The organism is Pedobacter sp. UYP1 (genome assembly GCF_040547305.1).
Lineage (GTDB): Bacteria > Bacteroidota > Bacteroidia > Sphingobacteriales > Sphingobacteriaceae > Pedobacter.
In genome coordinates this window covers 88,759-112,721 of sequence record NZ_JBEPPL010000010.1, presented here as the reverse complement: position 1 = coordinate 112,721, position 23,963 = coordinate 88,759, and the positions used below count along the sequence as shown (strand labels likewise).

3 protein-coding genes are annotated in these 23,963 nt (G+C 41.1%); 1 reads left to right on the top strand and 2 read right to left on the bottom strand.

Translation table 11 applies throughout. The features are described from left to right. Position 1: 1 nt before the first annotated feature. Positions 2-21,046, bottom strand: coding sequence for an SDR family NAD(P)-dependent oxidoreductase (locus ABIB30_RS18535; RefSeq protein ID WP_354304538.1), 21,045 nt, complete (start codon positions 21,044-21,046; stop codon positions 2-4). 908 nt (positions 21,047-21,954) lie between these two features. Between ABIB30_RS18535 and ABIB30_RS18530 the strand changes: the two genes are divergently transcribed. Further along, a complete protein-coding gene (locus ABIB30_RS18530) occupies positions 21,955-23,127 on the top strand; it encodes an alpha/beta hydrolase-fold protein (protein WP_354304537.1) in 1,173 nt (390 codons plus the stop codon). A gap of 143 nt (positions 23,128-23,270) precedes the next feature. Here ABIB30_RS18530 and ABIB30_RS18525 read toward each other — a convergent pair whose 3' ends face one another. Next, positions 23,271-23,960 (bottom strand): hypothetical protein, encoded by a 690-nt coding sequence (locus ABIB30_RS18525; protein WP_354304536.1) that lies wholly within the window; start codon positions 23,958-23,960, stop codon positions 23,271-23,273. Between the last annotated feature and the right edge of the window lie 3 nt (positions 23,961-23,963).

Here is a 23,963-nt window from a genome sequence, read left to right as displayed (position 1 = left end):
ACTATATAAGTTTTACGGCAAATACCTGAGATTCATTACTGGCCAATACCTTTTCCAGTATGGCCATTCCTTTTTTCTGTGAGATACCCCCTATTCCCAATCGCTGCATACGCTGTTTATAGGCAGGTGAAGAGACTACACCTACTTCGTCCCAGTATCCCCAGTTAATAATGTGTACCGGAATCTGGTGTCTGTGTTTGATGCTATGTGCATAGCTATCTTTATAAGTACAGCCAGCAGCATAATTTGATTGTCCGGGTGCACTCCATTGTGATTGAACGGAAGAATAGAAACAAATGAAGTCGAGCGGGTCTTCTTTAAAAACATCAACCAGATAATGACTGGCCATAGATTTGATTTCAAAAGATTTGATAAAATCGTCTTCACTCATGTTCTTTAACAACATATCATTTAACACAATGCCTGAATGAAATATCCCGTTTACAGTTAATCCGGAGTTTTTAACCTCCAGGTAAGCATTCCTTACACTTTCCTTATCATTGGCATCACATGGAATGTATAAGGGTCTTTTCCCCAATTTCCCAACTTCATCCTGTGCTTTAATGATAGTCTCGTCGAGCGGCCTTCTGCCCAGCCAGATTACCTGGGCCTGGTAATGCTCAACCAGGTAGGTAGTTGTTGTTTTACCAATACCACCTGCGCCTCCCAGCAGCACGTAAGTCCCATTACTTTTTAACTTACTTATTTTATCAGCGGGAAGTTCTAATTGAAAAAGGTTCCGTTTATAAGCAATATCATTGCGATAACTAACCAGAACATCAGTAGTGTTAAATTCGGTTTGCAATAACTTTTCAGTACTGGTCTTTAGCATCCCCTGTTCGTCCATTTCTACATCGATGACTCTGAACTTCCAATGCGCTTGTTCTTTTGCGAAAGAGCCGATCAGTCCAGAAATCCCACTTCCTGATTCCTCCACCTTGTCAATCGCAAAAACCTGCTGTGTATTGGCAGTCAGTACTGTAACATTCAGTCCGGTATCGTTGTAAATAGTATCCAATAATGTTTTGATCGTTCGGAATACAGTAAATTCTCTTTGTGCATATCCTTTATTTAAAGTTTGGCCTTCTTCTTCTGACAAGCCTTGCAGTAAATAGACAGCAGTTAAATCTTCGGGTATACTGGTCAGCATTTCAACCACAATGACTTCAGAACCATTTTTGCTCAGTTCTTGTTGTATTTTCCGTGTAACATGCTCAGGGGCATCGCCTGTAATGATCAGACATTTACCCTGACCAGTAATTTCAACTTGTTCCAGGTTTTTAACACGGCTCCAGATGGGGGTATACAGGTGGTCAGTTTTATCTGCTTCCGGAAATTGCTTTTCATTGTTAAGCTCTTTATCAACTTCCTTAAGTACCTTTTTCTCAATTTCTTCTACAAATTCCGAAGCTGTCTTTTTTCCTTCAGGCACCCAATAACGATTACGCGCAAAAGGATAAACTGGTAAACTGATCTTCGCAGGTTTCTGATCCGGATAACAGGCTGACCAATCATCCTGCTCTGCTTTTAACCATGTTTTAGCAATTTGCATTAACCTGGTCTCAAAATCATCAGCCACAGTTAGCTGATCCAGATTATCACTGAAGCCATCGGCAAGCAGATGAATCAATTCTCTAACATTGCGTGCTATAAATACAGCTCTTTCGGCCATTGGTTCGCGGCCATTTTGTAAAGTATAAGCGATCTCGTGTATGTTGCCTTCTGGATTCAGTTCCAGATAACTTTTGAGATTTTCCAGTTGTTGCCGCAACTGTGTTTTATTTTTCGCCGATAGAGGAATGATAGCAGCCTGTTTATTGATGTAAGCTTTTTTGAATAAAGGCTGATATTCTTCAATAATCACATGCGCATTTGCACCGCCAAAACCAAAACTGCTGATCCCGGCTATTCTTGGTTTATTATTTCCTGATAGCCAGGCAGTGGTTTCCTTTTGCAAACGGAAAGGAGTATTTTCCAATTGCAGATAAGCATTAGGACTTTGCAGATGCGGATTTCCCGGCAAAGTCTGATACTTCATTGCCATCAATACCTTCATCACACCAGCCATACCTGCAGCAGATTCCAAATGTCCTACATTGGTTTTCACACTTCCAATACTGCAATAAGCAGCTGTTGTTTGTGCCAATCCCCTATCTTCATATAGCGTATCAAATGCCAGCTTTAAACCTTCAATTTCTATCGGATCGCCTAATGCTGTTCCAGTACCATGCGCTTCTATATAACTCACATCACGTGGATCTATATTTGCATTCCGATAAGCTTTAACAAGTAAATCACGCTGTGCATTCGGATTTGGTGAAGTCAGGGTATTTGCCCTTCCACCATGATTCTCGGCAGTGCCTCTGATGATTCCATAAATTAGATCGCCATCGGCTTCGGCTTTACTCAAAGCTTTCAGGATCACGATCCCGACACCTTCTCCACGCACATAACCATTGGCACGCTGGTCAAAACTCTTGCAGCGTCCGTCGTCACTTAACATTCCTCCACTGCTGAAAGAAAGTGTAAGTTCCGGCGAAAGCATGGCATTGACCCCACCTGCGATAGCCAGTTCACAATGACCATTTCTGATGTGCTCTACACCGCGGTGAATGGCAATTAATGAACTTGAACAAGCGGTATCTACTGGTTCGCTCGGCCCATGAATATCCAGTAAATAAGAAATCCTGTTGACCAGCATGGAATGGGCTGCGCCTGTAGCAAATTGTGCCCGGCTCATTAAATCAGTCCCATTATTCAGTAAAGTAGAATAGTCCACTGCTGATACGCCAATAAAAACACCAGTATCCGTTCCTCTGAGTTTAGAGGTTGCTATACCTGCATCTTCCAGCGCATGAAATACTGCTTCCAGGGTGATTCGCTGTTGCGGATCCATTAAAGCAGCCTCTTTAGGCGAGATATTAAAGAATAAAGGATCAAATTTATCCATATCGGTAATGAAACCGCCCCATTTAGCCTTCGTTTTACGTGCTTCTTTTTGAGGATCCCCGTAATATTCCTGCCAGCTCCAGCGGTCTGAAGGAACTTCAGTAATCAGATCTTTGTTATTTTTGATCTGCTCCCAAAAAGTAGCTACATCTGGTGATTCCGGAAAACGTCCGCTGATTCCTATGATCGCAATTGCTTGTTCAGTTGGTTTAAATTGCGGTTGTGCTAAAGCCGGTTCGCCATTTAAAGGGTGCTCAGCTTTTAAAGCATTAAATCTGCTTCTGCGTGCTGTTTGCGCATAATTTGTTTGCTCAGCAGTATCCAGCTGCTCGTCTGTTTGTGCTGCAGAGTCTTTAGCAGTGACCGGGCTAGCCAGTTGTATCTCATCATTTCCACTTTTTGCAGCCAATTGCTCAGGATATGTTTTCAGCAGAAAAGCAGTAAGTACCCCAATAGCGGGGTAATTATAAAATACCGTGGGCATTAATTCCAGTGTATAATAACTGTTCAATGCATTGGTAAACCTGGTCAGTAAAAGAGAATCAAAGCCATATACGCCAAATTCCTTTTCCTGGTTAATCATGGAAAGATCCAGTTTGAGTAATTCCCCTACAATCGCGCTGATTTGTCCGGCAACTTTTTCTTCCAAACCTGTTACTATAGGCTTTAGGGTCGTAATTAAAGGCTTCGTGGCCGCAACAGAAGGCGTTGGAGCCGTAACTGAAGGCTTCGTGGCCGCAACTGATGCGACCTCTTTTACAGGCAGCTCATTACCAGTCGTTCTTGCAATACCTTCAGCGTCACCAAAATAAACAGCATACTGTCCCGCTTCAGCTTTCAATAATTCATCAAAAGTTCTTAAGCCAGTCAAGGTGTCCATTGGCAACATACCAAATTGTTTTTCCAGGTATTTTTCACCTTCTGCACTCACCTGCATTCCACCAGATTTCCACAATGGCCAGTTCACACTGAATGTCTTACCAGACCTCAGTCCTTTAGCTACTGCTTCATTTCTGTGTAAAACATAATGATCCAGGTAAGTGTTTGCTGCTGCATAATCAGCCTGACCTGCGTTGCCACTCACCGCGGCAACAGACGAAAAGAACAGCATAAAATCAAGCGGTTCATTTTTGGTTAACTCATCCAGATACTGAGCTCCAATTATTTTCGGAGTGAGTACCTGCTGGATCTGTTCCTGCGTTTTATTTTGAATAAAGCTATCCCTTAAAGTTCCTGCACTATGCAGCACACCATGCAATACCCCATAAGTACTTTTGATCTTTAGCAGCAGGGTTGCTAATTCCTTCTCTACCGTAATATCACATGGATAATAAACCGTACCAGGTATTTCAGCAAGCAATTTTTCTATTTCCTGATCAGGAGATTTTCTACCCGTCAATAAAACCTTTACACCACTGGTTTTACTAAGGTGCGCAGCAAAAATACGCCCCAATCCACCAACACCGCCAGTAATCAGGTATATCCCATTTTCACGGATCTGCAAATCATCAGCTTTGTTAAGCTGTGACGGTCTGAAGTGTTTTCTTTCCAGTATATTTTTAACATAACGGATTTCCGGAGCATCAACAGGTTTATCTTTTTTCAGTAGCTCAGTTATGGCAGCTACATCGGCCAGTGCTAAACTGTCTGTTCCTATCGTTTGCCCTGTAATACGAGGATTCTCCTGTACTGCAGATTGCAATAAACCGGTTATAAATCCTGCTTGTGCGTAATTTTCATTTTGATAAACAACAGTCAGATGTAAGGAAGCATTCTGCTTCAATTCGGTTTTAAGCCTTTCCAGTATCGTTGAAAAATAAACTACAGGCTGAGTAAGTGCAATAGCTTTTGTCTCAATCCCCAAGCGCTCTTGAATAGTTTCTGCTAAGGTTTCAGAACCTCCGGCCAGCCAGATTAACTGCTGCTCAACTGCGGTAGCTTTCTTCATTGGAGCTGTCGCAACCCATGTTTCCCATGCCGGTTGATAAATATGAAGCTCAGCTGCCGGCTTTACCGTTTGCGTTGGTTTAAATCCGCCGCCTAATGGAAGTGCAACAAAATTTTTGAAACTCAGCAATACTTCTCCTGATGCATTCAGTAAATCAATATCATATGCGGCCAGTTTATCGTCAGCCTTAGTTTCCTGACTCATCCTTGCATAAGTCCATAAAGAAGTACTTTCCAGATCTTTGTAGCAACTCACCTCACCCATAAAATAAGGAAGTGCTAAAGTATACGGTTCACCGCTGACCTGTTGAAATCCATAAATTGTATGCAGCATACTATCCAGAATTCCTGGTGTATACCTGAACCCATCCAGACTATTCAACTCTATTTTAGCTAAACACCCAGCCTGGTTTGCGTACATTTTCTGAACACCTCTGTAAGAAGAACCCAACTCCAGACCAGCTGCAAGAAACTCTTGATACATTTCTTTTCCGTTCAGAATTATATCTGCGGATGACTGCAGCACAGCAATGTTCAGGTGCTCCGGCTGAATTAACGCATGCGTAAAAAGCTGACCACTGCCATGAATTGCATCTTCGTTATTGTAGACCTCGTAACATAAATGATCCTCTTCAATATAAATTCCAGTATGCACGTTGATTGGCGCCCCGGTTATACTGATCGGATTTAACCAGCTGATATTCTTCAGCTGCGTAACAGGTTGCCCACTACTCAATGTCCCGGCTATTCTTGCCAGTTCAAGATAAGCCACACCAGGCAATATCTTTACGTCCTGCACTTTATGGTCATTCAGGAAAACTTCCTGCCCGGTAAAAATGCTGGTATATTTCTGTTCTTTTAAATCTGATTCATTGCGGTGTAGTAAAGGGTGCAATGGAGTGTTTCCAGTCCCTGTTGATTTACCCGAATCAGGTATCCAGTACCTGTTTTTTATAAAGGGATAAACAGGTAGGTTAATCCTCGCAGGACGCTGACTTGTGTATAATAAATCCCAGTCAATCGCAACACCTGTGATCCATAAGCTTGCTAAAGACGCTATTTCCTTCTTTTCTATCGCATAGTTGATATAGGCCTGTCCTGCGCCACCTTGTAATAAAAAGCCAGTTTTACCCTGCTTACTATTGCCAGCGAATAAGGATTTGGTCTCCCCATTTAAATAATCGGCCAGTTTGTTCGCCAGCTGAGTTTTATCTGAAACGACAATCGCTAGTCTTTCTTCCAGTGCCTCTCTGCCCGTTTGCAAAGTATAAGCAACATCATACAAGTTTAAAGAAGGATTTTTCTCCAGGTGGGTTGCTAAACCACTAACCTGTTCTTTCAGGCTTTCTTTAGTTTTTGCAGAGAGTAAAACAATAGCCTGGTCAGTCCCCTGATAAGAAATTGGGGCAACAGGTTTGTATTCTTCGATAATTATATGCGCATTCGCACCGCCAAAACCAAAGCTGCTGACTCCGGCCACTCTGGGACGGTCGTTTGCAGCTAACCATGGCGTGGTTTCCTTTTGCAATTGAAAAATACTGCCATCCAATTTCAAGTACTCATTAGGGTGCTGTAAATGCGGATTACCAGGTAATTTACAGTGTTTCAAACAAAGCAAGACCTTAATTGTGCTCGCAATACCCGCAGCAGATTCCAGGTGCCCAATGTTAGTTTTTACACTTCCAATACTGCAATACGGCTGTTCTGGCATTTGCAGATTTCTATCTTTATATAATTCTTTAAAGGCCAGCTTTAACCCTTCTGCTTCGATTGGATCACCAAGCGGTGTTCCAGTTCCGTGTGCTTCAATATAGCTGACATCGCGCGGATCAATCCCTGCGGTGCGGTAAGCGCGCAATAATAAATCTCTTTGTGCAATCGGATTAGGAGAGGTTAATGTATTGGCTTTTCCTCCGTGGTTTTCTGCAGTTCCTTTAATGACCCCATAAATAGGATCACCATCAGCTTCTGCTTTGCTTAAAGCTTTAAGAATAATAACGCCTACCCCCTCACCTCTTACATATCCATTAGCCAGCTGATCAAATGTTTTACAGCGGCCATCTTTACTCAGCATGCCCGACTGACTGAAAGAAAGCGTCAATTCTGGCGAAAGCATTGCATTCACGCCCCCAGCAATTGCCATATCACAAATACCACTTCTGATATTTTCGACTGCTCTGTGAATCGCAATCAATGAACTTGAACAGGCGGTATCAACGGGTTCGCTCGGCCCGTTAATATCCAGTAAATAAGAGATCCTGTTGACCAGCATCGAATGCACCGACCCGGTGGTATAATGCATATGTCCTGACAGATCTGTTTCATTGCTTAAACGTGTGGCGTAATCTGAAGCAGATACACCGATAAAGATGCCTGTGTTACTGCCTTTTATTTTGTCGGCCGCAACCCCACCATCTTCTAATGCCTGGTATACAGCTTCCATCAGGATCCTTTGTTGTGGGTCCATCAGTTCTGCTTCAAGCGGAGAGATATTGAAGAATAAAGAATCGAATTTATCAATATCAGTGATAAAACCACCCCATTTAGCTGTAGTCTTGTTTTTCTCTGTTAAAGGATCACCATAATATTTTCTCCAGTCCCAGCGGTCTGCCGGAACTTCTGTGATCAAGTCTTTATTCGCGCTGATATTCTGCCAGAAAGTTTCCAAATCCGGAGAGCCAGGGAAACGTCCGCTCATCCCAATAATGGCAATAGGCTCCATTGTTGATTGTTGTCCATAGCCGGCTGCAGACATTACTGGTACAACTGTGCGATGTAAAAAAGCATTTTGTGGGGTTAAAGGTCTGTTCTCAGCATGAACTAAAGGTTTAGCCACAGCATGAGCGAAAGGTTTAGCCACAGCATGAACTAAAGGTTTGGCCACAGCATGAACTAAAGGTTTAGCCATTGCATCAGGTTTAACTATTAATCCTCCATGTTTTAAACTGAATGCAGCTTCATATTCTTCTGTTAAGAAAGCAGCCAGTTTATAAATCGTTGAATAATTGTAAAATACCGTTGGCATCAGGTCAAGGTTATAATATCCGTTCAGCTGATTGGTAAAGCGTGTCAACAGGATCGAATCAAAACCATAATCACCGAACTTTCTATCTCTTTCGATAGCCAATGCATCCATACTGATCAGTTCAGCAACGACCTTCACCAGTTCAGCTTCAACGCTTTCTTTAAGGAAACTATTGGATACGATGATTTCCTGCTGATTGATTTCCTCCTGATCAGTGAAAATTTGCGGCTCAGCAATGCGAATCTGTTGCTGACTAAGCGCTTTCTCGCTGTCTTCCTGTGGAATAACGGCAAATCCATCTGGAGGTAAGGCTACAAAATCTCTGAAGCTGACTAATATTTCTCCGTTTTCATTGAGTAAATCCAGATCATAACTGATCACCTGATCTCCTTCTTTATAGGTTTTACTTTTCCTTGCATATCCCCATAAGGCCGTAGCGTCTGCTATTTGCTGATGAAAATGTACTTCTCTCACAAAATAAGGCAGGGCCAGTGTATAAGGCTGCCCGCCGGCTGTTACCAAACCATATATAGTATGCAGCAAACTGTCCAGAATTCCAGGAGTATATAAACAACCTTCCAATTCTGCCAGATTTATCGAAGACAAAGCAAGCTCTGCTCCTGCAAATATTTGAGTCACCCCTGTGAAACTAGTCCCCAGGTTTAATCCTTGTGTTTTAAAGTCCTGATAAATCTCAGTCCCTTGTATACTTCTAGAACAGCCTGCTTTTAAAGTTTCCAGATCAAAAGCTCCGGCAACCTCTGGTTCTCCGGTAATCAGCTGACCACTTCCATAAACAAGTTCCTGGTTTTTCTGACTATAGATTTTATAACTTAAATCTGTTTCAAGACCGATACAAACCGCAGCAGTACCCGCTTCCAATTTTAGTGGGCTGAGCCAGCTTACATTTCTAAGCCGAACTACCGGCTGACGCGTACTTAAAGCACCCGCTGCTCTGGCCAGTTCCAGGTAAGCTACCCCAGGTAATATCTTCTCCCTGCGCACCATATGATCTGCAAGGAAAGACTCCTGACCTGTGTATACTGCCGTATATTGTTGTTGCACCCAATCAGATTCATTGGTATGCAGCAAAGGATGAAGCTGATTTATCTTAAGATTTTGCACGGTTTTCTTAGCTGACTCAGGCATCCAGCACCGTTGTCTGGTAAATGGATAGACTGGCAAACTGATTCTGCGTGGCAGGATTCCAGGATATAATAATTTCCAGTCTATTTCAATTCCCTTAACCCATAATTGCGCCAGGCTTCTGCTCTCTTTATTTCGGATTGCGGTGTCTACGTATGCTTTCCCCGCTGTTCCTTCCAGCAGGAAGTCTGCGTGATTATGGTTTGTATTTCCCCTTAAGAATCCAGTAGTCTGATCATTCAGATAATTCTCCAACTGAATCAATAAATCCTGCTGATTTTCTGCTACTAAAGCCAGACGTTCTTCCATTGCATCTCTGCCATTTTGCAAACTATAAGCGAGTTCATGCAGATCAGTTTCCACTTTTAAGAATTCCTTCAACTGAACCACTTTAGCTTTCAACCGATCTGCATTCCTCGCAGATAATAAAATTATAGCAGCTTGCTCAATTGGATAAAGCTCATGTGCTACAGGGATATATTCTTCCAGGATTAAGTGTGCATTTGCACCTCCAAAACCAAAACTACTGATTCCGGCAATTCTCGGTTTCCCTGAAGGAACCTTCCAATCCGTAGTCTGTTGTTGCAACTGGAAAGGACTTCCATCCAATTTTAAATACGCATTCTGATGAACCAGATGAGGATTGCCCGGCAGCGTTTTATGCTTCATGGACAAGATCACTTTCATGACCCCTGCAATTCCGGCAGCAGCTTCTAAGTGTCCGATATTTGTTTTCACACTACCGATGCTGCAATATGCGGTATCAGGTTGTGCCAGATTTTTTTCTTTATATAATGCGTTAAAAGCTAGTTTTAAGCCTTCTATTTCAATCGGATCTCCTAATGGAGTTCCAGTTCCATGTGCTTCTATATAGGTAACGTCCCTTGGATCAATCCCAGCAGAACGATAAGCTTTAATCAGCAGTTCTTTTTGCGCATTAGGATTTGGAGAAGTTAAGGTATTCGCCTTACCACCATGATTTTCAGCACTGCCGCGGATAATTCCATAAATATGATCTCCGTCTGCTTCTGCTTGTTCCAGTGCTTTCAGGATAACAATACCTACCCCTTCCCCACGTACATAGCCATTGGCACTTTCATCAAATGTTTTACAGCGGCCATCGTCACTTAACATACCTGCTTCACTAAAAGATAAAGTGAGTTCTGGTGATAAGATCGCGTTTACCCCGCCGGCAATAGCGATTTTGCTATCTCCATTGCGGATATGTGCAACTGCACGATGAATCGCAATCAGCGAGCTTGAACAAGCTGTATCTACAGGTTCACTTGCACCACGAAGATCAAGCAGATAAGAGATCCGGTTAACCAGTACAGAATGTACAGATCCGGTTGCATAATGTCCTTGCCCGGTTAAATCTGACTGATTATTTAGCAGCATGGAATAATCGGAAGTAGAAACGCCAATAAAAATACTGGTATCGCTACCTCTGATTTTATCGGGTGCAATAGTTGCATCTTCCAAAGCCTGGTATACCGCTTCTAAAGTGATGCGTTGCTGCGGATCCATCAATGCTGCTTCCCGTGGAGATATATTGAAGAATAAAGGGTCAAATTTGTCTATATCTTCAATGAAACCACCCCATTTTGCTTTGGTCTTATTCTTCTCTTTCTGCGGATCGCCATAAAAGGTTTTCCAATCCCAGCGTTCAGCTTTTATTTCAGTAATCAGGTCTTTATTCTGAGCGATATTTTCCCAAAAAGCATCCAGATCTGCAGAACCGGGGAAGCGTCCGCTGATCCCCACAATTGCAACAGGCACCTGATTTATGCCCTGGTAGTTGTTTTGAAGAGATTGCTGATCCTGGTTAACAATTACCGTTCTTTGAGCAGCGGTAAGCTCTTCTCCTGGAATAGCTGTACGTCCTTCTCCTGGAGCAACGGTACGCTCTTCTACTGGAACGGCTGTACTTCTTTCTCTGCTAAAATCTTGTCTTTTGTGTGCTAAAACTGCCGGTTGTGCAAGCGCTGTATCTATGGCTATTGATTTTAAAGGAGCAGAAACAGCATGTTTTTTAGCTACTGACGCCTGATGATCTTCGATCAAAAAAGAAACTAAATCATGAACTGTCGGATAGTTATAAAAAGCAGTAGGTAATAATTCCAGTTCGTAAAAAGAATTGAGCTCACGGGCAAACTTTGTAAGAGAAATAGAATCAAATCCATAATCCCCAAATGCTTTATCCCTTTTAATCACAGCAGGATTTAACTTCAATAAGGCAGCGACCACGTCAATAATTTTGCGGGAAACATTTTCAGTCATTGCTGAATTCATATCCAGTGTAAATTCTCCGTTGAACAGGGTAACTTCTTGCTGACTACCCGGAGTGGTCAGTATAGCAGCTTCCTGTGCTTTGGGAACCTCTTTACCTTCATAAGTCACCAGGATCTCTCCAGTTCCGCTTTTTAATAAAGTGTCAAAAGCTTTCATTCCCTCAACCGAAGGGAGTGCAAATGAGCCCCACTGTTTCTCCAGGTATTGCAAGTCTTCTTTACTGACCTGCATTCCTCCTTCTTCCCATAAAGTCCAGCAAATACTTAATGTTTTACCATTCGCTTTACAATTTGGTCTTGCTGTATTCCGGTAAGCCGCATAGTTATTCAGATAGGCATTTGCCGCCGCATAATCGGCTTGTCCTGCATTTCCCTTAATCGCTGTAATCGAAGAAAAGAACAGCATAAAATCCAGTGGTTCATCTTTAGTGGCCTCATCCAGATTTTTAGTGCCTTGTATTTTAGCCGAAAACACTTCATTTATTTGTAAAGGCGTTTTATTTAGAATATAACTATCTCTAATTACCCCTGCACTATGAATCACGCCATGGAGTACGCCATATTTTTCATGAATAACTGCGATTAATTTTTGCGTGTCCTGCAGATCACTCAAGTCACCAGCATGATAAACTGCGCCTGGTATTTTAGCGAGTTCAGCTTTTACTTTCTCTGTTAATTGACTTCTGCCAGTTAAGACCAGCGTCAACTTATTTTTACTGCAAATATGTGCTGCGATTAATAAACCTAATCCACCTGCACCACCAGTTAACAAATAAACTCCGTCTTTTTTAAAGGAAACCTCATTCACCGCTGCTGCATTAAGGTTAACCGGAGAAAGCTTTTTGATTTCCCTCACCCCATCCTTGTAACTGACTTCTGAAGCTATATTACCCTGTTCAGCTTCAATTATTGCCGCAAGTTCATCCAGATTTTTAACAGACAAGCTGTCTACTGACAATACTTTTCCAGTAATAGCCGGATGTTCAAGCTTTACCGTTTTAAGCAAACCTGATATAAAACCATATTCCAGGTAATCGTCATGCTGACAAATGACAGTAAGATGCGCAGGCCCTTTTTGTTGTATTTTCGACTTAATGTTTTCGAGTATGGTCTGGAAATAAAGCGCTGGTTGTTCTTGCGTAACGTTAAGCACTTCCAGCCCCAATTCTTCCTGCAATTTATCACATAAACCGGCTGCACCACCCGCAATAAGGATAAGCTGATTGGCTGTTTCGAGCTGCTGGGCTTCAGCTAAAGTTGCTTTTTCCCAATGCTGCTGATAAAAAGCAACGCTTGCGTCCTCTTTTAAAGTAATCTTTGGTTTATTTTCTGCAGGAAGGAAGATAAAATCTTTAAAGAATAACAGCACTTCGCCAGACTCATTCAGCAGATAGAAATCGGCAGTAACAGCAGTTTGCTCCTGAGCCTTGTCTTTCTTTTTAACGGCATAGCCCCATAACTCTTTAGCACCCTTAATTTCCTGATAGAAATTCACTTCTCCTGCGTAAAAAGGCAATACCAGCGAATAAGCTTGTCCGCCAGATTCCATCAATCCATAAATGGCATGTAATAAACTATCCAGGATGCCTGGTGGATACATGCTACCATCAGTGTTTGCCAGCTTTATTTTTGACAAAGCGCCTTCTTCTCCAAAATATAAAGTTTCAACCTGTTGAAAAGTCTCTTTCAGATTTAATCCTGCCAGATCAAATGCACGGTATAATTCCTGTCCTGATATTTCACTGGTCAAAGCACGTTTAAGCTGTGGAATATTCATTGCGGCAGGAATATTTACTGCTGAAGCAGACAAATTACCGCTATTGTGCAGGGTTATATTTTCTTCCTGTCCACTGTAAATTTCATAACTGACTTCTCCCTGATTCCGGAATAAACTGATATGCAGTGTTGCGGTATCATTTACCCAAAAAGGATTTATCCAGCTTACTTGTTTCAGCTGCTTAATTTGCTGGTGGATGCTGAGTTCTCCGGCTGCTCTGGCTAATTCCAGATAAGCTACTCCAGGCAGTATTTTTTTGTTTTGTACTTGGTGATGTGCTAAAAATGACTCCCTGCCATCAAATGTACTGGTAAACTGCTGCTGATCCAGATCCGAGGTATTGCTATGTACCAATGGATGCAAGTTTTTGCCCTCAGATTTACTGCTGAACAGCTTAATATTTTCTTCTGCTTCTGGAAGCCAGTACCGTTCTCTTGCGAAGGGATAAGTTGGCAAGCTGATTCTGCGGGGCTGTTTTCCGGTATACAATATTTTCCAGTCCACCAACTGTCCATTGATCCAGAAATCTGCAATAGTTCCCCATGCTGAAGTCTGTATAGCTTGTGATAATACATTTTGTTCAACAATACCCTTGCGGACATTTGTACCTTGTTTACTATTACCAACACGATATCCTGCACCAGAGGCCAGATAATCAGCTGGATTTCCTTCCAGAAAACTACCTAATAAAGTAACCAATGCAGGTATATCTTTAGCAATAAAGGCAATACGCTCTTCCATTGCTTCTCTTCCGGTTTGCAAGGTATAGGCGATATCAAGAACTGATAAACTCTGGTCCTGCTCCAGGAAATATTTTAAATTAGCGACCTGTTCTTGTAACCGTTCTTCATTTTTAGCAGACAGCAAAATGATTGCAGAATCCTGTTCAGCTACTGGTTGCTGCCGCGCTTGCTTAAATTCTTCGACAATCAGGTGTGCATTACTGCCTCCTGCGCCAAAAGAACTTAGCATCGCCCTGCGTGGGATTTCTTCCAGCTGACCTGCTTTATTTGTAATCAGAGGTCTTTTCCATGGCGCTAAATTCTGCGGCACATAAAAAGGAGTATCTTCAAAACTGATATTTGGATTCAGCACAGCAGAGTGAATTGAAGGTACGAGTACCTCATGTTTAAACTGCAATAATATTTTTGTTAATCCGGCAATGCCAGCTGTAGCTTCCAAATGACCAATGTTAGCTTTCACAGAACCGATTGCACAGAATTGTTTTTCTGCTGTATGTGCATCAAAAGCTTTGCAAAGACCTGTCATCTCAATAGGATCGCCTAAAGAAGTTCCTGTACCATGCGCCTCCACATAAGAGATAGTACGCGCATCAAGCTGTGCTTTTTCTAAAGCTGAACTGATCAGTTCGCCTTGCAAATTAGGGCTAGGCACAGTATATCCGTTAGTACGACCACTATGATTGACTGCTGTACCTTTAATGACACCGTAAATCTGATCTCCATCAGCAATTGCATCTTCCAGAGACTTCAGTAAAACGGCACCAATTCCTTCACCGGGAACATAACCATCACCGATACCAAAACTACGGCAGCGGCCATCGGTAGCCAGGAAATTATGAGAACTTAAAAACAAGTATTTACTTAGTGAAAGTGATAAGTTAACCCCTCCTGCGATACAGCTGTCAGCGTCTCCGTTTCTGATACTTTCACAAGCATAATGTAAGGCCGTTAACGAAGCCGAACAAGCGGTATCAATTGCAATACTTGGCCCTGTCCAGTTAAAGAAATAGGATACTCTGTTTGGAATACTATATAAAAGACCACTTGGTGCAACTGGATTTCCTTTAGCCGTTTCTTCAACGCCCAGGTTAATATAAGGTTGCCAAAGTGCACCAACAAATACACCAACTTTTTTTGATTGTGCAGCTACCTTTTCACGGGTAATACCTGCATCTTCCAGCGTTGCCCAAACTACCTCCAGAAACAATCTTTCCTGAGGATCTATCTGTTCAGCTTCTCTTGGAGATATATTAAAGAATAAGGGATCAAACTTATCTACATCATTGATAAACCCTCCCCAACGGGCATATAATAGCCCTTTATCTTTATCCGCATCAAAATGAGCTTTATAATCAAATCTATCTTCAGGGATTTCAACAATACAATCCTCGCCCTGCTTTAATACTTTCCAGAATTCAGCAAGGTTATCAGCTTTCGGATATTTACCGCCTATACCTACAATCGCAATATCTTTTGATACCGGAGCTTTTGCTAACTGATTGATGGTTGCTGGTTGATTACTAGTTACTAGCTGATTACTGATTGCCTGTTGATCTGTTGCTAATGAAATTTGGCCAGCAAATATTTGTTCAGCAGTTAAGCCTGCAACATTTCCTTCCTCTTCCAGCTGCTCCGAAGCAAGCAATTCCTGTAATACTGCAGCATGTTTTTTCTGAAAATACTCTGCCAGTTCGCTGATATTCCGATACTCGAAGAAAAGAGTTTTTGATAAGTTACCGAAGGTTTTTGCCAGCAATCTGTTCAGATCGATAATCATCCTGGAATTGATACCCAACTCTTCAAAAGAGATTTCAGCATCCATCTCTTCGATCTCCAGCCCCACACCATCGTGCAGCAATGTTTTTAACAAATGCGCTACGCTTTCAATTGCCGGGCCTGTTATGCTGCCCAATCTGGCTTTCTGAGCAAGCTGTGGTGAAGAAGCTGAAACATGCTGTGCATTTGTAATTTCTTTGATTGCAAAACCACTGAGGCGTGCAATAATATTTCCGGCCAGATCAGCAACTACTGCATCAAATTTCTTAATCCCACTTCTGTTTGAATTCTCTTCATGCGCAACTGTATGTACAAAACATTCGGCAGGAAGCTGACCAGTAAATAAGATTTCATCGATAGCTACCGGTATATATTTGGTAGCATCCATGCCATTCGGTTTATTATTAATAATAGCGGTCTGGAATACACCAGTCAGCATACTTGGGTGCAAAATATAATCAGGCAAAGTTTCCGCAACATGTAATGGCAAAATCAAATGCCCCAGCGCTTCTTCCTGGTTAGTCCATAACTCTTTCATCGGCATAAAAGAAGGCCCTACATGCAGACCTTCCGCGATAATTTGCTCATATACCGTATCCCTGGTTATTGTTTTGGTTAGCTTTTCGCGCAGCGACTGAAGGTTAATCACCCCTAACTCACCAGGCTCAATGACAGTTTCCAAATTCACATCACCCATCGCATGCACAACTTTGCGCCCTGTTATTTCCTGACTAAAGATCTCATAGCTATACAATGATCCTTTTTGTATCAATTGAATATTAGCATTGATCGGCGCACCTGCAGAGGATAATACTTCAGGCCAGTAGTTATTTGATAAGCTGTATACTTTTTTGCCCAGCAAGGAAACAGCCTGTCTGCCCATTTCAATATAACAAGCTCCTGGAACATTGTATTTATTGTCGACCACATGATCCTGCATATAAAACTCTTCATTGCTGAAGCGCTTTCTAAATAACAAACTTGACTGATCTGAACGATCTGCATCCACTAAGGAAGTTTTACCGCCATATCCATGATGGTCTTTGCGTTCGTTTTCAAATATTAATTGTCCTGCTGCTTTTGCGGCGGCCGTGACTACTGCTGCTGGTATTTCATTGTTGACATAAGCGGTCAGCTCCTGAATAGTATTGTATTCAATTAATAAGATAGGATTGATCGCTGTATCAAGATATTCCGTCAAAAGAGCGGATAGTTTAACCAGTGCAGAAGAACTAAGCCCCATTTTATTGAAACTGTCTGTATCAGTAATCACTTTTATTTCTGGCAAAACAGCCGTAATCATATGACGTAGTACAGCAGAAAAATCACCGCTAGCAGGAACTTCTTTCTGTTTATTACTCAAGGTCCGTTCAACATTCAGGTGCATTTCTATCTTGTCTGCTATCCCTTCAATTAGTACGGCCTGACAAGGAGTTGAAGTGTTACTGGTGCTCAATAATTTTATAAACCCTTTTAGCGCATCTTCATTCAGCATTGGCTTCATTCCAAATACCTGCCATAAATGCTCACGTTCTTCAGCAGAGATTGTTATCCCTCCGTTCTCCCAAAGCGGCCAGTTAATAGCAAGACTGATTCCATGACGCCCTTTTCCAATTTCTCTCTGGTTCCTGCTATACATCAAATGATCCAGGAAATTATTAGCGGCAGCGTAATCACACTGCCCCTGATTAGGCATTAATGAAGCGATGGATGAAAATGCAATAAAGAAATCGAGCGCTTCATTTTGGAGACATTCCTCTAAATTAATAGCGCCATAGATTTTAGGGGTGATTACCCTTTCAAATGAATCTGGTTTTTTATTAATGATAAACGAGTCTTCGATCAGTCCCGCAGCATGAATGACCCCATTAACCTTTTTATATTTTTTCTTAACCTTAGCGATGATTGAAGCAATTGCTTTTTTATCGGCAACGTTTGCAGTATAATAGACCGCATCCCCGCCCAGCTGCTGCAATTGCAACAATTTCTCTTCAATTACTTCATTCTTTGCACTGCGGCCAATTAATACGATTTTTGCTTTATACTGCTCGGCCAGATAAGCTGAGAATACCATTCCTAAGCCTCCGCTACCACCAGTAATAATATAACAGCCGTTTTCTTTTAGCAAAACCTGCTCCGGAAGGCCATAAAAATCCTTCCCTGGTACAACGGTTCTTTCTTCTCTGCGTCCCTGACGATAAATTACTTCTAACAATGGAGCCATTACATAATGCGTAATTTCCTGCAGAATGATCTCCTGGTAGTTTACAGTTTCATCTTCCGTAATCCCAACACTTAAAATAGAAATACGCGGATTCTCATACGCTAGTGTTCTTGCAAACCCACCAGCCATCTGGTGAACCGCAGCAGTTACCGTGTCGCTATGATTGTAGACAAATAATAATTTGATGCGTTCAGCATAAGCAGCAGTGATTAAAGCTTGCGATAAATATAATAAGGCATAAATATCCTGTAAATGCGCGCTTACTTTTTGATCACGGCCCATACTCCACCGGTAAATCCAATTGTCGGTAACGATCCCGTCCTGTGCTAAATCCTTAGTCAGCCTTTTAAAAGATGTAGCATCTGCAACGTCGAGCTGATAAGTATGTTTATCTTTTTTCTGGTAAGTATAACCCGGCAATACAATTACCGCAGTTGTAAAAGGCAGTTTCTTTTGAATACTTTCATATAAAACAGTATTTGTATCAAATACAATAACAGCATTTGGCCGCTCATTTAATACGCCCAATGGTCTTTCCAGCCAATCTGCAGTATAGTGCAGGCTTTCTATTAAGACTGCTGCAGGCTCTTTAAGCGCAACCGGACCTGATTTATAAGCCCTTTTAACGAACTCACTGAATGACAGGATTACGTTTCCATTTTCATCGCACAAGAACATATCAAATGAGAACTTTTCCCCTTCCTGATAAGCACTTGATTTTTTAACATAAGCATAACGTGCCTCGCCAAGCTGGCCATAACAGCGCACCGATTTAAGATAAAATGGCAGTAATTGATAAGTATGTTCTACATTACCCCAAATACACAAACCCACTACAGTTTGGAAAACACCGTCCAGTAAAGAAGGCTCCCATACTTTTGAAGAGACTGACTGGTCTTTGTCAGTTGGTTGTAAGCTGCATAATGCTTCATCAGCGGTAAAGTAACCTGCTGTTATAGTTTGAAAGGTTTTTTGATAAGCTAATCCTTCTTTTGATAGTGCCTGGTAAATTTCGTCTGCTGTTTTATGAATAACACAGCGTTCTTTTATATTTTGCAAATCAATGACCGCAGGGGTATTGATTTTATTTTTTAATAAGATATTTCCATTGGCATGCACCCCGCCGGCCGTTGTGATTTCGAAAGAAAAACCTGTATTTACAGGTGCCAGTTTAAGCTGTAAAGGCACATTTTCCGCATACACTTTCACAGATTGCATCCAGCATACTTCAGTTAATTCAGCAACAGGTCGTCCACAAGCTTGTTCCGCTACAGCTCTCGCTATTTCCAGGTAAGCCACACCAGGCATCATACATTCACCCTGCACAATATGATCGCGAATGAAATAATCTGCTGGTTTTAACAAAGTTTCATAGGCCCATTGTTGTTCCTGATCGTTGTTGGAAAATGTCAATAAAGGATGGGCTATTTCTACAACAGCAGCAGAAACCGAAGCCGCATCCATCCAACACCTGCGTCTTTCAAATGGATATCCCGGTAAGGCAATTCTTACGCCATCTGCTGCAATCAGCTGTTCGTTTGGCTTAAGTTGATTTGGAGTGATGTTCCCGGTCGCAGCATATTCATCCAGCTGTGCAATGAAATCCGTTAAATCAGTAGTTAAAAAAACTGCTTTACTAGCCATTACATCTCTGCCGTTTTGCAGCGTAAATGCGATATCCTGTAAATGCAATTTGTGACCATCTGCTTTTAAAAAGTCAGCAATAGTCTGTGCATATGATTTTAATTGTTTTTGTGTTTTTGCGCTCACAGGAATACGATAAGGACCTGCGGTTTTAGTTACAACGCTGCGCTGAGTTCCGTTGTAGGCTTGCAAGATTACATGTGCGTTTACCCCACCCATTCCGAAAGAACTCACTCCGGCAGTAAGCGGCCCGCTTTGAAGACCTTTTACAGCCGGTTTCCATGGGCTCAGCTCACCAGAAATAACAAATGGACTATGCGTTAAATCAATATATGGGTTTAGTTTTTTATGATGCAATAGCCCAGGAAGTTGACCATGGCGCATACAAAGCAATACTTTAATGAGGCCTGCGATCCCTGCTGCACTTTCCAGATGTCCTATATTTGTTTTCAATGCCCCTAAATTGCATTGCACATTTTTGTCTTCACCGTATTTACTAAATACCTTTTTTAAGGCACTAATCTCAATAGGATCACCTAAAGGAGTAGCTGTACCATGTGCTTCAATATAACTCACCTGCCCGGCGTCAACACCAGCATCTTCAAGCGCGGCGTTAATCACCTCTGCTTGTGCACGTACACTAGGTGAAGTCAAGGAATTGGAGCGGCCATTGTGATTCACCGCGGTTCCTTTGATTATACCAATAATAGAATCATTATCTGCTATTGCTCTTGCTAAGGGCTTGATGAAAATACACCCCACCCCTTCTCCGCGCACATAACCGTCAGAACTCTCATCAAAAGTCTTACATTTTCCTTCTGAAGATAACATCCCTGATTTACCATGTGATAAGTACATGGTAGGCGTAATCAGTGCATTCACACCACCAACCAATGCGGAGTCACAATTTCCTGCCCGCATATCACGGATTGCATTGTGCAAGGCAACCAGTGAACTGGAACAAGCGGTATCCACCACTTCACTTTTCCCCCTGATATCCATCAGAAACGAAACCCGGTTAGCCAAAATAGAATGTACCGTACCCGTAGAAATAAAAGAGCTGATTTCCTGATGCGTAGACTGCAGCATCTCGGCATAGTCATTTTTAGAAACGCCTACGTAAACACCAACCTTTTTGCCTGATAAACTTTCTGTACTATACCCTGCATCTTCTACCGCATGCCAGGCCGCTTCCAGAAAAATCCGATGCTGCGGATCAATATACCTGGCTTCTTTTGGTGAGATATTAAAGAATAACGGATCAAACTTATCCATGTCTTCGATAAATCCACCCCATTTACTGTTAGTCTTATTGGTATCCTGTGCAGGATCGCCATAATAGTCACGCCAGTTCCATCGGGTGTCGGGAATTTCCGTCACACTGAAGGCTCCATTGACAAGATTATTCCAAAAATCCCGGTAGTTGCCTGCTCCGGGGAATCTGCATGACATACCTATCACAGCGATATCATTATTATTTTGTTGGCTATCCAACGGGATTGCATTTTTTGATGTGTCTTCCATCTCAATTTTTTTAACAAAGCAGGTACAGCTGGTCCTCCACACATCGTGAAACAACCATTAAGTTTGGGCAAAAAAATGCCACCTACAGTATTTTTATACTGTATTTACAAAGCAAATAAGGTGAATAACTTTACGTCAGCACGCTGTTTGTCTGGAGTACGCTGGAAGATTTAAATCGATAGATAATCTGCATGGATTGCAGACTGATATTAAACATCACCGAAAGGTGTTTAATACCGTTGAGGTTAGACATGTTTTTCATAGGGAATTGTGTTTTGTTTTATTGTAGGTATTTTGGTTGGTAGATAGATGATGCGAAGGTTTAGTTCTTTGTTTTTATACTTATATTTTGTTTTTGGTTAACTATGCTAAATTATTTCATTGTTGTAAATACTGACCTTTACCCGTGTTATCAAAGTGTTAAATATTGTTCAAACATCTATATTCAAATGCCCTTATTTATCAAAATACTAAGTGTATTTATAACGTAATGATAATAAGTGCTTTAAAATGGCTTTTTAACGGGTTTTAACAACGTATTTATGCTAATGTAACTTTTAATTCTCAATAAACAAAGGGGACAATTATTATTTGATACTTTATTTTTTTTCAAAAAAACGCTCAAATAAATTCAGCTTACTACTGTAAAGCGTAAAATATTTTTTTCAGAAACTACAGATAAATTCTATGGAAATAATCTACTATTAAAATGTTAACCAGTTAGTTAAGTCAGTAATCAGAAAAAAAATTACGACTAATCTGCCAGTTAACGTAAGCATAGAAACTCTTCACCCCATGAAAGAACAGTTTGGTCACATTTCTTTCAAAGCTATATTGAAGTGCCGTATCCTTGCTGGATGCTAAATACGAAAAAAATTTTCTTAATTATAGTCTTCGCTTTGAGTTCAATGTATGTAAACGCTCAACAGCAACTATCTCTTTCTACAGGTCATACAGATACTTTACATTCCGTTATATTAAATGAAAAAAGGTCTTTATGGATTTATACTCCACCCCTTGATACGCGTGTTTTTTCCAAACCTGGTTATCCGGTAATGTACATTTTAGATGGTGAAAATAATTTCCTGACCTTAACAGCCATGATCAACCAGCTGAGCATAATTAATGGCAATAAAGTTTTCCCTGAAATGATCATTGTCGGCATTATTAATACACCTGGAAACCGGACAAGAGATTTGACGCCTTCCAAAAGCCCAATCTTCGGGGATTCAGGTGGCGGAGATAATTTCACCTCATTCCTTGAAAAGGAACTTATCCCTTATGTGGATAAAAATTATCCGGCTGCACCCTACCGGACGCTGATAGGACATTCTTTAGGAGGATTGACCGTGATGAACACCCTAATCCACCATACCTCATTATTTAATGCATATGTTGCAATTGATCCAAGTATGTCTTATGATCAGGGTAAACTACTCATCAATTCTAAGCCTATACTCCAGGAAAAAGAGTTTTTAAAAAAATCACTCTTTCTGGGAGCAGCAAATACTATAAATCCCGGAATGGATACTGCTGCGGCCAGACAAGATACTACGCAGGTTACGCAACATCTAAGATCTATTCTAGCGCTTTCAGATCAACTGCGTTCAGTCCAGGGCTTGAGGTGGAACTTTAAATATTATCCTGATGAAGATCATACTTCCGTTCCTTTAATTGCTGAATATGATGCCTTAAAGTTTATTTTCAGACACTATAAATTCCCACAAACTCAACCTGTAAATCAGTTTTTCGACAAGAAATCAACTGCAGCAGAGTTGGAAAAACTAATCAGTTCGCACTACCAATCCTTGTCGGATGAAATGGATTATATCGTCCGTCCTTCAGAACAGGATATGAATAGATTGGGCTATATATTTCTTCAGCAAAAAGACAATAGCAAAGCTGAAATGTTCTTTCAGCTCAATATTCGTTATTATCCTGAGAGTTTTAATGCTTATGATAGTATGGGCGATTATTATTTATCAAAAGATAATAAGCCAGCCGCAGTTAAATATTTTGAAAAAGCACTGGCTTTAAAATACAGATCTGATATTAAACTAAAACTGGAAAAACTGAAGTAATAATATTAAATCACAGTAGTTATCAATTGTTTAATGGATCCATCAAATCTGGCTGAGCGCATATGATTTAAGGCTTCATTCAGCATGAGCGACCATTTATTAAAAAGATACTGGACTTTGATCAGATAGCTACTGCATCTTGATCAAAACAGATCTCTCAGAGACAGGCTTGTTCTTTCTATATCTCCCCCATCCGGATGAAAAACAAATAAAGTATCCTGATCTCTGCAATCAATAAATAAAAGCCGGGTACCAGCCTGGCCAATAACTATACTGTCAGCCAGTTCATCGAGTGTGAAAAAATAATTCTCTTTTCCATAAGCTGAGCTCACACCGGTTTCCTGTATTGGTTCATTTTCCGATATCAGTTCGCTTAAAGACAATGCGAATCCTTTAAGCTGCCTGGCATTTACATAGTCTTTTCCATCAATATTGACTACTTCGCGCAGGGAATCGTAACTCAAAATTTCAAATGGATCCTGATCTTTAAATACTTGCAATTGAGTCTTGAATTTCGCACTTTTTAAATAATCAAGATATGCTGGAAGAAGCTCTATTTTATCTTTTTTTAACAACGCATTAAATTCTTTCAAAGTTTTACGTACAGGCCCTTTTTTCTCTTTTTGATCAGGATTGATCATTTCGGATGCTGTACTTGTATTACTGGATGGATTATAAGAGAAAGTGACTTTACAAACAGGACAATCAATAAATATTAACTTCATCTTCTTAGCTACAGCGCTAATTACAAAATCCTTGTCATGAGCGCTCAACTCGTCTATAGTAAATTCCTGTCCACAAACCCAGTCATAAGGACAACTTATCTTTATCATATT

What these genes read in the sequence shown, in the direction of transcription:
- ABIB30_RS18525 (WP_354304536.1), bottom strand. Translation starts at nt 23,960, where the DNA reads ATGATAAAGATAAGTTGTCCTTATGACTGGGTTTGTGGACAGGAATTT.
- ABIB30_RS18535 (WP_354304538.1), bottom strand. Translation starts at nt 21,046, where the DNA reads ATGGAAGACACATCAAAAAATGCAATCCCGTTGGATAGCCAACAAAAT.
- ABIB30_RS18530 (WP_354304537.1), top strand. Translation starts at nt 21,955, where the DNA reads ATGTATGTAAACGCTCAACAGCAACTATCTCTTTCTACAGGTCATACA.